Origin of the sequence: Pseudoxanthomonas yeongjuensis (assembly GCF_010093345.1) — a bacterium.
GTDB classification, from domain to species: domain Bacteria; phylum Pseudomonadota; class Gammaproteobacteria; order Xanthomonadales; family Xanthomonadaceae; genus Pseudoxanthomonas_A; species Pseudoxanthomonas_A yeongjuensis.
In genome coordinates, this window is sequence record NZ_PDWT01000001.1 from 1,513,227 (window position 1) to 1,525,924 (window position 12,698).

The window sequence follows — 12,698 nt, forward strand, 5'->3', positions numbered from 1 at the left end:
GCGGAGTTTGGAGACTAAACCGGGCCATGAAACTGCGTCCATTGCACCTGCCGCTTGTCCTGTTGCTCGCCTTGTGCGTGGCGACGGGCGCGCATGCGCAATCCAAGCCGCAGGCTTCAAAGCGCGACTCCACCGTGCTGCCTGTCTGGAACAACACCAGCGGCAAGGTCGAAGCCGTATTGCTGCTGGAACCCACTGGCGAAGCCGCTGCCGGCGCCCGCTGGCGTCTGGGCAGCAACACCCTCGGCGCGGCCTTCGGGCTGGAAGCCGGCGATTCCCTGGGTCTGGTCTGCAATCGCCAGAACGGCATCACCAACAGCATCGGCAGCCTGATCAGCAATTGTGCCGTGGCCGAACTCACCGACGACGGTGACGGCAGCAGCCAGCACATCAGCGCCGGCGCCACCCTCAGCCGCCCCGGCGGCAAGCTGGGCTTGTCGGCAGGGACCGGCCGCGACACCCTTCCGGCCTGGTTGTCTTCCAATGCCGGCGCCCGGGTCGAACAAAACGACCTGGCCGTATTCGGCCAGAAGAACATCGGCCGCGAAGGCTTCGTCCGCATCGGTGGTGCCGTTGCCCGCGCACGCTTGGTTCCGATCGCCGACGTCCCGGCCATGGCCGATCGCTGGAACAGCAGAAGCCTCAGCGTGGGCGGCGGCTTCGGCGCCTTCAGCGCGAACATCGTCGGCCGCGTGGTCGACGTCCCCGGCCAGCCCGGGAAATGGGAAGGCCTGGGCCTGGGCCTGACTTGGCGCACGCCGTGGAGCGGCCAGCTGACCGTTGGTGCCGAGAACGTGGTCACCCGCGGCAAGAACCCCTTCTCGCCCAGCAATGAAAGCGGCGACGAAGGCACCGTACCCTACGTCCGCTACGAGCAGGATCTCTGATCCGACCAGTCTCGGGTCACGTCAATCCACCGCGATGCGCGGTTCTTTCTGTCCCCACTCCTGCGGCCCCGCAATGAGTCGCCCGCTCTTTTCGCCGGCGTCGCCGTCGCATGTCACGATCCTGAACCTCCTTGGCCCGAACATGAAGCCTGGCCCGTCGCAGGCCGGTTTTTGTGATTGATGATGGACAAAGAACTCCAGGAAATCTCTTCCCTGCTTCAGCAACGCGCGTTTGCGCAGGCGGAACAACGCCTACGGAAGCTGCTTGCAGGATTTCCGGAGCATCCGGCGGTCCACCGGATGCTGGCCTTGCTTGCCTCGGGCATGGGTCGGAACACCGAGGCGCTGCAGCACATGACCCGCGCCTCGGCACTGGCGCCGGAATCGGCGGAATTCCATTTTCAACTCGGCAGCCTGCTCGCTGCTGCCGGGCACTATGCGGAAGGCCTCGAACATTTCACCGCCGCCACGCGGTTACAGCCCGGCTTCGCCGAGGCTTGGCATTTCCAGGGCATCAGCCTGGTGCGCATGCAGCGCGACAGGGAAGCCTTGCCGGCGCTGCGCCGTGCTCGCCAGATCGCACCGGAGAATCCCAGGATCCTGGAAGCATTGGCCGAGGCCGAATTCCGTTGCGGATATCCAGCCGATGCCCTGCCCTTGTGGGAACATCTGCAGCAGGTGCGGCCTGGCGATACGCACATCGTGCTCAGAAAGGGCGAAACCCTCAGTCGTCTCGGTTTCCTCGATCGATCCATCGCCACTTACCAGGCGGCACTGGAGCAACTCCCCGACTCCAGCGAGCTGTGGATGGCGCTTGCGCAAGCCCAGGAAGACCAGGGCGACCGCGAAGCCGCCCGCCAGGCTTTCGAACGGGCATTGGCCTTGCGTCCGGGCTGGGCGTTTCCGTTGGGCGGCCTGTTGGGTCTGCAGCGTGGACTGGCGCCACAGGCCCTGATCGACTCGGCCATTGCGCTCCTGGCTTCGGCCTCGCTGTCCGATCACGACCGCTCGCTTGTAGGGTATGAACTTGGCAAGGCATTCGACGCCAAAGGCGAATACGCTGCGGCCATATCCGCCTGGGCGGATGCAAATACCGCCAGGCGACGGATGACCGGCCCTTACGACCCTGCGGAGTTGCAGCTCATGGTCGAGCAAGCCATGGGCAACGGTCAAACCTCCCTGCCAGCGCGGTCCCTCGCGCTCGGCAACCAGGATTCGCGCTTCGTCTTCATCGTCGGAATGCCGCGTAGCGGCACTACCTTGACCGAGCAGATCATCGCCGCGCATCCGCTCGCATTCGGTTGCGGGGAACTTCCCGATATGGCACTCATCGCAAGAGACTTGCGATGGCCGAAGAACGCCTCCGGATCAGACGACCGGATGCTCCAGCAAGCCATTGCCCGCTATGTGGATGCCGCTACGCGGCATTCCCCAGCCGAGGCAGTCCGACTGATCGACAAGGCCCCACTCAATTTCTTCCACCTGGACCTGATCGCATTGCTGTTCCCGCGCGCACGCGTGATCTGGTGCCGTCGTGATCCGCGCGACATTGCGATCTCGATCTATGGCGAGAACTTCGCTCTGAACGAAAAGTACGCCAGCGATTTCTTCGGCATAGCGCATTACATCGAAATGCAGCAGCGACTGATGCGCCACTGGCAGAAGGTGTTGCCTATCCCGATCCTCGAGTCGAGTTACGAGCAATTGGCCACTTCCATAGAACCCGAAGCCAGGCGCATCATCGACTTTGCAGGCCTGCCATGGGATCCGGCTTGCCTGGAGTTCCACCTCAGCGACCGTGGTGTGCAGACGCCGAGCCGTTGGCAGGTCAAGCAACCCATCCACACACGCTCGATAGGACGCTGGCGCAATTACGCCCCGGCACTCGGGCCGGCATTCGATTCGCTGGCGTCCTGCCGGGATTGAGGCCTGCCGTCGCCTGCATCGATCAGGATGCGACGACCACTCCCCACCCAAGCACGCCCTCGGACTGCTCGATTACCCGGCAACTGACGTCCGCTCGTGGCCGGATCTGACGCAACGTGGCGACCATGTCGCCCAGCGCCTGTTCCTGCAGCGCATGGCTCACCATCTCGTCGGTGCGCACCATGGCTGTCAGCAGCGCGTCGCGATAGGCATCCAGCCTTGAAAGCCGGCTCGCCGCATTACTGCCGCCGCTGCCGAAAACAAGAGCATGGATCCATGTCCGGGCCTCCAACAGCAGATCGGGGACCCCGCCAGCCTCGATGCTCTCGCCAACCTGCCGCATGGCAAGGTTGTATGCATCCTTGCAACGGCGCGCTTCACCTTCCTGCGCCGGACCGATGCCGCCCGATCGCGCCAGATCGGCCCATGGCAACACTTCGCGTGCGGCCTGGACGAGTCCGTCCGGCGCAAGCAGCAATCGCTGATTGTCCAGCTCGCACCGCCCCACCTTCACCAGCACCGATCCGGCGTGATGGAGGATGAAGGCTGCAGTACCGCTCGCCCCGCAGACGCGCAGGCATTCACGCAGCGCCTCTGGCCATTGCCCGTATTCCAGGCCGTACTGGCTGACGACCAGATCGAAGCTCTGCCCGGGGAACGGAAGCCGCTCCATAGGCACGCCCGGATGGAAACGTATGGCCGCATGCTCCCCAGGATCATGCCAGGCCGGCGCGACCGCAGCCAGGTCGACCGCATCGATGGAAATATCTCCTTCCAGCCGGCTCTGTTCCCACGCCAGCATCGGCAATGCGCCGTTGCCGGTGGCGATGTCCAGCATGCGATCGCCGGGTTGCAACCGCTCGAACAGCGGCCGCCAGAAATCGGCTATGGCACCGGCGTAATTGCCCGCGAAACTGCCCGCGCAGGAATGCAGCGCGCCATTGGCCCAATAGGACGACCAGGCGTTCCTGCGCGCGGCGGAATTGTCGATGCTCATGCCCATATTGTGCGGCTACAGGCAAAAAAAAGAAGGGCCCCGTTTCCGGGGCCCCTCTGAACTGCTTCAAACGCGTTGCTTAGAACGTCTGCGTGTAACGGAAGTACGTGGTACGGCCATACGCGTCGTACAGGTAGAAGTTCCACGGACGGCCGTCGTACGGGACTAGCTCCGGATAACGATCACCGACATTGGTGGCACCGATTGCAATGGTGGCATTCCACGGCGACTTCCAGCTGAACTGGAGATCGTGGGTCGAGTAACCGCCAACTGGGGTGGCCGAACGATCCTGTCCACCAATGTAGTTGGTGTTGAAATCAACAGAAAAATCGCCATAGCTCCACCTGTTCTGCAAGGTAGCGCGCAGATCCGGCGCACCGCCCAGACCAAGCTGGTCGATCATCTCACCCGTCGTGTCCTGGATGTCGAACTTGTTGATGTAGGACACCGACAGCCTGTTCTCCAACTTGCCCATGCTATCCAGGTCGAAGCTCGTGTTCAGGCGGAAGTCCAGACCTTCTGTTTCCAACAGGCCCTGGTTGGCATAACCAGCTTCGATCGTACGTGCACGGCCATTGGGAGCGCGCTCCAAGCCGAATCCGGTCGGGCATGCGCCATAGAGGCCCGGGTCGTTAGAGCAGTTGATGATGTCCTGCGCGCTGATCTGCGAGATCGTGTCCTCGACCTTGATGTTGTAGTAATCCAGGCTCAAGTCCAGCCAATCGAACGGATCGTACACAACACCCAAGCTCCACTGCTTCGACTGCTCAGAAGAGAGATTCGGATTGGAGGTGAAGAACGTGTCGACCTGCACGCTGCAGGTGGACGGACGGCCCAGAGCCGCGCAAGACGCGGGATCCTTGACGGGCTCTGCCGAGAAGGTGCGTTCAGCGGTCAGGATATCCAAGCCCGGCGCACGGAAACCTTCGCCGTACGAGCCACGGAAGGTCAAGTTATCCAGCGGCTGCCAACGACCGGCGATCTTCGGCGAGAAATCGTTGCCGTAGTCGCTGTACTTGTCATAGCGGCCTGCAACGGTGATGTCGAAGGTGCTGGTGAACGGGAATAGCCACTCGAAGTAACCCGAGTGCACATCGCGGCTACCGGCCGAGGAACCGCCAGAAGAGCCCAGCACCACGCCAGCGCGCGAAAGCGAGTCGTAGATATCCTGGAACTCGTCCTTGCGGTATTCCGCACCAATGACCGCGTTGGACACGCCACCGCCCATCTCGAACAAATCGAAATTCACCGAGCCGAACACTTCCTGCGTCTTCCAGAAGGAATCACGGCCAATCGTGGCGGTGAAACCGTTCAAGGTTTCCTGCGAGGCGCCGAACGGATCGGCGAAAATGTAATCGCCGTTATTGGCAGCTTGGGCAGCCAAGGTCTGGATGATGTAGCCGCGGCCAGTTTCCTTGTAGCTGTAGTTGGTGCGACGGACGCCAAAGTCGGTGCTGATCTTATCGGTCAGCTGACCCTGGAAGCCGATCATGAAATCGCTATTGACGGTATCGGTGAAATTGTCGCGGTTACCGGCGGCAGCAAACCGATGGAAGAAGTAGGTCGGCAGGCCATCGCCCGGGGTCACGTCGTTGATGGTGCCATCTTCTACTGCGACCACGCCCGGAACCGGCGCGTAGCGACCGAAGGTTTCCACCCTCGTCTGCGTGGCGGTCATGTAGACGGTCCAGTCGTCGTTGATCTGGTAATCGCCGCGGACGAAGATCGCCTTGTTGTCGACCGAGGCTTCATTGGCAGCCACGGTGTTGAAGTTGAACGAGCACTGCTCCGGGCCACTCGGCAGACCGGTGTCGGGATCAAGAGGCTGGCTCAGGTAAAACCCATTGGAGTTGCAAGCAAAGCCCGGAACCGCTGCGGGAGCCGCGCCATCGCCGTCCGGGCCCACGCCGGCGTACCAATCGTAATAGTTGTTGCCATAGGTCGTAGCACCAATCTCGTCGCCACCAATCTGATCGCGGGTGAAGACCATGCCGCGACTGGACTTGGACACGCCGCCGATCAGGCGACCGCGGTCGCCGGAAACGCCGAAGACGACCGAAAAGTCTTCCGTGTCGCCACCCTGGATCTTGGTCTGGCCGACGCCGTAACGCAGCTCGACGCCGTTGAAATCCTTGCGCAGGATGATGTTGACCACGCCGCCGATCGCGTCGGAGCCGTACACGGCCGATGCGCCGTCGGACAGGATCTCGATGCGCTCGACCGCAGCCAGCGGAATGGCGTTGAGGTCGGAACCGCTGGAAGCGGACATCGGGTTGGTCGGGGCGCGGTGGCCGTCGATCAGGACCAGAGTACGGCCCGAACCAACACCACGCAGGTCAACGGTGGCCAGTGACTGTGCGGAGCTGCCGGACTGCGGCTTGAAGTTGCCGAACGAAGCGAACGTGCTGTCGCGCAGCACGTCGGCAACGGAAATGTCGCCGCTGGCATCGATGGAGGCGCGATCGATGACGGTGACCGGAACGGCACCTTCGATTTCAGCGCGCTTCAGGCGCGAACCGGTCACTTCGACACGGTCAAGGGTCTTTGCTTCTTGTTCGGTGTCGGTAGCTTCCTGGGCAAATGCATTGCCGGAAACCAGCGCCGCCGCGCTGGCGAACAACGCGAACTGAATCGCGCCTGGCAGCTTCTTAAGGTTGGTCATTTGATGCTCTCTCTCAAGGTCGAGTTGAAGACCAGGTCGCTAGGACCCAAGCCAAATAAACAGACGCGAAATGGAGCAACGTCTGGTGCCCGAAGGATAACGTAATTTTTACGGTAGTGGTTGCAACTGATATGAAAACTCTGTCTTTTAGAATTTTCTTCTTTAAAAACAGACAGTTATTCGTTACCAATTCGTGATCAAGATACAATTTCGCCTGTTCATAAAAGCACGATTCGGAATTCCGGCTGAATGCCATCTGTCTCTGCAAACATCAAATGCAGTTCCGGCATATGACATCAACTTAATGCGGCAAGGGTCCGTTGGGCTTCGGCACAGAGTTCATCAGGCATGGCGGGGCCGTAGCTGCGCAGGTATTCGCTGATTTCATCGAACTCGTCCCTCCAGGCATCCGGATCGACCTTGAACAGGTCAGCCAAGGTTTCCGCAGTCATCCCGACGCCTTGCAGGTTGAAATGTCCCGGCTTGGGCAGCAGTCCGATGGGCGCCTCGATCGCTTCCGCCCTGCCCTGCACGCGCTCGATCATCCATTCCAGCACCCGCAGGTTCTCGCCGAAGCCCGGCCACAGGAACTGGCCATCCTCGCCCTTGCGGAACCAGTTGACGTGGAAGACCTTCGGCAGCTTCGCCCCGGGCTGGTCGAACGAGAGCCAGTGGGCGAAGTAATCGGCGAAGTTGTAGCCGCAGAACGGTTTCATCGCCATCGGATCGCGACGCATCACCCCGACCGCGCCGGTAGCGGCCGCAGTGGTTTCCGAACCCATGCTGGCGCCGACCAGCACGCCATGGGTCCAGTCGCGGGCCTCGAACACCAGCGGCACCAGCGAGGCGCGGCGACCGCCGAAGACGATGGCGGAAATCGGCACGCCCTGCGGATCTTCCGCACGTGGCGAATAGCTCGGACACTGCTTCGCGGAGACCGTGAAGCGCGAATTGGGATGCGCAGCCGGGCCATTGGCCGGATCGTAGTCGCGGCCCTGCCAGTCCTTCGCCGGCACACGCTTGTCCAGGCCTTCCCACCACGGCTGGTTGTCGTCGGTGACGGCGACATTGGTGAAGATCGTGCCGTGTTGGATGGAAGCCAGCGCATTGGGATTGGATTTCTCCGAAGTGCCAGGCGCGACGCCGAAGAATCCCGCTTCCGGGTTGATCGCGTACAGGCGGCCATCGGCGCCGGGTCGCATCCAGCAGATGTCGTCGCCCACCGTCCACACTTTCCAGCCGGCCTCGCGGTAGCTTTGCGGCGGGATCAGCATGGCCAGGTTGGTCTTGCCGCAGGCCGACGGAAACGCCGCGGCGATGTAGTGGACCTCGCCTTGCGGATTCTCGATGCCGACGATCAGCATGTGCTCGGCCAGCCAGCCTTCGCGCCGCGCCTGGTGCGAGGCGATGCGCAGCGCGTGGCATTTCTTGCCGAGCAGGGCGTTGCCGCCGTAGCCCGAACCGAACGACTTGATGGTCAGTTCTTCCGGGAAATGCATGATGAAGCGACGCTCTGGATCCAACTCGCCAATCGAATGCAGCCCCTTGACGAAGCTTCCCTCGCGCTCGATCCGCGCCAGCGCCGCCGCGCCCATGCGGGTCATGATGCGCATGTTGGCGACCACGTACGGGGAATCGGTGATCTCCACGCCGCAGCGCGCCAGCGGCGAATCGATCGGACCCATGCAATAGGGGACCACGTACAGGGTGCGGCCGCGCATGCAGCCGGCGAACAATGCGTCCATCTGCGCATGGCCATCAGCCGGTGACATCCAGTGGTTGTTGGGGCCGGCGGCATCGCGTTCGGGCGTGCAGACGAAGGTCAGGTGTTCGACCCGGGCCACATCGCTGGGACTGGAACGATGCAGCCAGCTGTCGGGATGGGTATCCGGATTCAGCGGCAGCAAGGTGCCGTCGGCCTGCATCTGTTGCACCAGCGCGGCGTATTCGGGATCGCTGCCGTCGCACCAATGGATGTGGTCGGGCTGAGTCAGCGCCGCGGCTTCAGTGACCCACTGATTCAGGTTGTCGAGCTGACTGCCGGCGGGGCTTTTCCCGTCGATGAAAGAAACCGCTGCATTCATGCTTGCCCTCCCAGGCCAACCATATGGTTACGTATGTAACTGTGCAGTTTACGCGCGCCGGCCGGGAGGGTCTTGCTGCAGCGCGGACGCTCGATCGCCTGAAAACGTTATCAGCCTGGCTGCGCGCGTCGATAGGGCTGGAACAACTGCAGCAACCACGGCTTCTGCGCCAACACCAGGCTCACGCCGACGCGCTCCTGCGCATCGAGAGTGGCATCGCGCGCCAGCAACGCGTCGAACTCACGCGCCAGTTCTTCCAGGCGCAGGCGCAACTGCTTCACCCCGTCGATGCTCAGGCTGCCGCTCAACAGCAGCAACGCATCCTGCTCGCCATCGAAGGGATCAGCGAAGAAATCGCCGAGCAGGCTCTTGCGGAAGTAACGCTCCATCGGTCCGTCGGCGCGCCAGCGGAAATTGCGCGCGGTCAACGGGCGGCCGCGATTGCCTGGCATCAGTTCGATGATCCCCAGCCGGTCCAGCCGCACCAGCAACGCGGTCCATTGCGCCAGGGTGAACTCGAACTGGGCCAGCACGTCATCCTGGTGCCAGCGATTGAGGGTCAGGAACAGCGCCAGCAACAGGACCGGTTCGCCGACCAGCGCCTGCTCCTGTTCCTCGCTCAGGTTGGCCATGGCAGGACGCCCGCGCGCAGCCTCGGCGCTGAGTTCGGCCAGGCCCACGTCCAGCGCATCGCAGACCTGCTCCAGGCGTTGCAGGCTCATCGCCCGTTGCGAGAACATGCGCTTGATCGCCGCCTCGCTCAGTTTCAGGCGTGCCGCCAGGTCGCGATAAGTCATGCCCTGGGCGCGCAGGCAGCGCTTGAGGGCATCGATGAGTTCGAGCGAGATCGCCATGGGTATCAAATTACTATACGTGGCGACCCGTGTCGCTCAAGCTTGTCGACGAGTGTTGATCCATGGGTTGATCGCCAGGGTGGACCGCCCGCGCAAGAGCGATCAGGCCTTCGCCACCTGCAGCGAGACCTGCTTGGAGCCGTTACCCAGCCACTGGCTGCCGACCTGGTGGAAGCCGAACTTGTCGTGAAAGAGGCGCGAGGGTTCGTTCGGAGGAACGACGTTGTATTCGCAGGCGATGGTGGCGATGCCGTTTGAGCGGGCGTAATCGAACAGGTCTTGGTAGAGCAGCATGCCCAGCCGCAATCTCCGGTAGTCGCCGCCGACGACGATCCGGTCCACGTACAGGAAAGCGTCGTGACACGCAGCGAACCACTCGAAGTTTTCGTTGGCGTGGCCGCAGCCGTCTTCCATGGCGAGGAGGAAGGCGGCGACGGCTCCATCGACGGTCGCGACCTTGTGGTAATTGGCCAGGCCGTGGAGCTGGCGCAGCCGTGCTTCGTCCATCGGGCTGGTGTGCCTGACTTCGGCGGCGTTGAGGGCGACCACGGCGGCGAAGTCCGCTGCATCGGCATCGCGGAGGGCGATTTCTCTCATGGGATTCCGGATACCTGCGGGCTTGATCGGGCTGCGAGGCGACTTCGGCTCGGATGGGTGGTCAGGCGGCCCCGCGCGGGGCTACCCCTATGTCGAAGTGCATCACGTCCTCGCGGATGCCAAGTTTCGTGTACAGGGCAATGGCCGGGTCGTCACCATAGTCCGCCTGGACGAAGATAACGTACGCCCCCAGCCTGGCGGCGATGTCCTTGAGCGCTTCGATGAGGCCGGTTGCAACCCCGCGCCGCCTGCACTCTTCCTCCACGGCAAGATCGTAGATGTAGATCTCGCTGCGTTCCTGCTCGAATTTTTCGAGGACGTACGCGACCAGCCCACCGATGACATGACCATCGTCGAATGCCGCAAGCGTGATGAAGGTTTCGCTGTCCAGCAGCCTGGTCAGGTAAGTCGATCGCGGCTGCTTCTCCGTGAACGTGTCTATTTCACCGAACGCCCTGCCAAGGACACCCAGCATGGCGCGCATCTCCGCGATATCGGCAGAGGTCAACCGGCGAATCGAGATCGGAGTTGTCATGAGGCCGATGGTTGCCTTACGGCTGGATCAAACCGGCCCGCGAAGCGGGCTCGCCTTGAATGAAATGAATCGTCAGGCCTGCTGCCAACCCGCCTTGTGCGCATCCGGGTTCTTGTCCGCGACAAGGTTCAGTCTGATGCCATGCTCAAGAAAGGCCTTGAGGCCGGCAAGCGTCCAGGTGAACCCTTGGGTCGACTCGCCAACGTACTTGACGAGCTCGTCTCCGTCGCCCGTCCAGCCAGACTCTTTGACGACGACGTAGGTCGTTGCATCGTTGCGCGCGGAGAAGATCCACTCAACCGTGGTGCGACCACTGTATCCGTCCCACTCGATCACAATCCGCCTGTCGGGTTCGATGGCCTCTACTAGCACCGACGTGGATGCCCCGTACATCTCCCAGTCCCACCTGACCTCATGACCAGCCTTGAGTCGACCACTGCTCCTTGTGAACCAGAATTTGGTTGTAATGCCCGGATCGATGAAAGCCTCGAAAACTTCAGCGACGGGTTTGCGAATGAGCATTTCCGCCTCCGCAACGGGCGCTTTTGTGATCTCGACCTTCATGACAACCTCCCTTGCAAGCCTGAGGCCTGAATCAGACCGCACCTCGATGCGTCGTCGGCCTCGATGAATTGCTGGATGGCAACGCCCTGCTCATTGGCCAGCGGGCGGTTGCCAGAGCTCGACCTTGTTGCCTTCGGGGTCGATCACCCAGCCGAATTTTCCCTGCTCGGAACTGTCGGTCTTGTCGACGACGTTGCAACCTTCGGCACGCAGCGCAGCAAGCAGGCCGTCCAGATCCGCGACACGGAAATTGATCATGAAAGACGCGGGGCTCGGCTCCATGTACTTGGTATCCTGGGCGAACGGACTCCAGATCGTCATGCCTGGCCGGCTGTCGGCGCCTCCCCACTGGAAAACGGCCCCGCCCCAGTCGGTTACATCCAGACCAAGGTGATCGCGGTACCAGGCGCCAAGCGCTTTCGGGTCCGCTGATTTGAAGAAGATCCCGCCAATACCGGTGACGCGTTCCATGGCCTGCTCCATAGGTGGCCGACAGATTTTCCGCGGTCTGACCCCTGAATCAAGCCGACCCGCGAAGGGGCTCGGCTTGAATTAATTGTCAGGGCTCACTGCCTGGCACAAGACGGCATGTCTTCAGGTGCCGGGCTCATGAACCTGGTCTTCCCGTTACAGATTGAATAGCTGAACGACGTGCTCGCCAGGCCTGCATCCGGAATTGTCTGGGAGTGCAGTTGCTTGCCCGATGCATCGGTCAGAAGAACAGTCGTTTTATCCGGATTTCCAGAACTGCCCGACGTGGCAAATGCCAACACATGACCATCTCCGAGCTCAAGCTTCGCTGTTTGTCCCGACGGGATCTGGATATCGAATGTGACCGGCGTTGCGCCATCCTGCTGCAGCGAGCCGACGAACTGGACGCTGGCTGGCGTTACCGCAAAGGCTGATGCGCAAAGACCAAGTAACGCGATTGAGACTACCGGTGCTTGCTTCATTGTCCATCTCCAGGTTGTGTGATGCTTGTTTGCGAGACCCAACTCCTGAATCAAGCCGGCCCGTAAAGCGGCTTCGGCCTGAATGAATTGTCGGGGTCCATGCTAGCCATCCGCAAGAGACGACTCCCGCTCCGGGTCGCCGAGAAGAAAGGTATCGCCAATGGTTGCAGTGATGCTGCCAGTGCCCATGCTGCGGATCTCCCAGTACCAAGTGTCGTAACGGGTCTCAAAAGTACCCCGGGCGGAGCATGGGCCATGGAGGAAGAAGTCGTGCTGTTGGCGCCCGGAAACAAGCACCGCCCTGTCAAGGAACGCTCGAACCTGATCGGGCGTGACAGCAAACGCGGCGCAGGCCTCTTCTTCGGGACCAATGCCATTTTCTGTCACGACGATCCTGGCGATGGGGCCAATCGGGCTGGATGAAACCATGGCCGGGACAAGTAGTCCGGCGAGCAATCCAAAGCATGCGAGGTGTTTGGTCATGCGGCCTGACGTCTGTTTCACCACCACCTTGTGTTTCACTGGCCGCCCCGGTGACATAAAGGACCCTGCTACGGCGACCTATGCCATCAGACCCGGTCCAGCCCGCAATGGGCCGAGGCTATCAACTCCGGCAGCGACCCACCATCTCGCACTTCA

General features: G+C 61.8%; 12 protein-coding genes. 2 read left to right on the plus strand and 10 right to left on the minus strand.

Annotated elements, in window-relative coordinates; all coding sequences use genetic code 11:
- The first annotated feature begins 26 nt into the window (after positions 1–26).
- Entirely contained in the window at positions 27–887 is an 861-nt protein-coding gene (locus CSC74_RS06835; RefSeq protein ID WP_162313608.1) for an XOO1806 family protein, read from the plus strand.
- Between the two features lie 183 nt (positions 888–1,070).
- The gene (locus CSC74_RS06840; RefSeq protein ID WP_162313609.1) at positions 1,071–2,813 is read left to right on the plus strand and encodes a tetratricopeptide repeat-containing sulfotransferase family protein; all 1,743 of its coding nucleotides are present in this window, start codon (positions 1,071–1,073) and stop codon (positions 2,811–2,813) included.
- 22 nt (positions 2,814–2,835) lie between these two features.
- Here CSC74_RS06840 and CSC74_RS06845 read toward each other — a convergent pair whose 3' ends face one another.
- The 10 genes from CSC74_RS06845 to CSC74_RS06890 all read right to left on the minus strand — a co-directional run bounded on the left by CSC74_RS06845 (position 2,836) and on the right by CSC74_RS06890 (position 12,581).
- On the minus strand, positions 2,836–3,810 hold the full coding sequence (locus tag CSC74_RS06845) for a class I SAM-dependent methyltransferase (protein WP_162313610.1): 975 nt from the start codon (positions 3,808–3,810) through the stop codon (positions 2,836–2,838).
- Positions 3,811–3,889: 79 nt separating this feature from the next.
- Positions 3,890–6,472, minus strand: coding sequence for a TonB-dependent receptor plug domain-containing protein (locus CSC74_RS06850; protein ID WP_162313611.1), 2,583 nt, complete (start codon positions 6,470–6,472; stop codon positions 3,890–3,892).
- A gap of 296 nt (positions 6,473–6,768) precedes the next feature.
- On the minus strand, positions 6,769–8,556 hold the full coding sequence (locus CSC74_RS06855) for a phosphoenolpyruvate carboxykinase (GTP) (RefSeq protein WP_162313612.1): 1,788 nt from the start codon (positions 8,554–8,556) through the stop codon (positions 6,769–6,771).
- 110 nt (positions 8,557–8,666) lie between these two features.
- Entirely contained in the window at positions 8,667–9,410 is a 744-nt protein-coding gene (locus tag CSC74_RS06860) for a helix-turn-helix domain-containing protein (protein WP_162313613.1), read from the minus strand.
- A 102-nt stretch (positions 9,411–9,512) separates the two neighbouring features.
- Positions 9,513–10,007 carry a GNAT family N-acetyltransferase gene (locus CSC74_RS06865; protein WP_162313614.1) on the minus strand — a complete coding sequence of 165 codons (495 nt, stop codon included), beginning with the start codon at positions 10,005–10,007 and terminating at the stop codon, positions 9,513–9,515.
- A gap of 61 nt (positions 10,008–10,068) precedes the next feature.
- Positions 10,069–10,542 (minus strand): AAC(3)-I family aminoglycoside N-acetyltransferase, encoded by a 474-nt coding sequence (locus CSC74_RS06870; RefSeq protein ID WP_162313615.1) that lies wholly within the window; start codon positions 10,540–10,542, stop codon positions 10,069–10,071.
- Between the two features lie 72 nt (positions 10,543–10,614).
- Positions 10,615–11,106 (minus strand): SRPBCC family protein, encoded by a 492-nt coding sequence (locus tag CSC74_RS06875; protein ID WP_162313616.1) that lies wholly within the window; start codon positions 11,104–11,106, stop codon positions 10,615–10,617.
- Positions 11,107–11,196: 90 nt separating this feature from the next.
- A complete protein-coding gene (locus CSC74_RS06880) occupies positions 11,197–11,577 on the minus strand; it encodes a VOC family protein (RefSeq protein ID WP_162313617.1) in 381 nt (126 codons plus the stop codon).
- Positions 11,578–11,672: 95 nt separating this feature from the next.
- Positions 11,673–12,059: a hypothetical protein gene (locus CSC74_RS06885; protein ID WP_162313618.1), complete on the minus strand. Its 387-nt coding sequence runs from the start codon at positions 12,057–12,059 to the stop codon at positions 11,673–11,675.
- A gap of 102 nt (positions 12,060–12,161) precedes the next feature.
- Positions 12,162–12,581 (minus strand): hypothetical protein, encoded by a 420-nt coding sequence (locus CSC74_RS06890; RefSeq protein WP_211369559.1) that lies wholly within the window; start codon positions 12,579–12,581, stop codon positions 12,162–12,164.
- Positions 12,582–12,698: the final 117 nt, after the last annotated feature.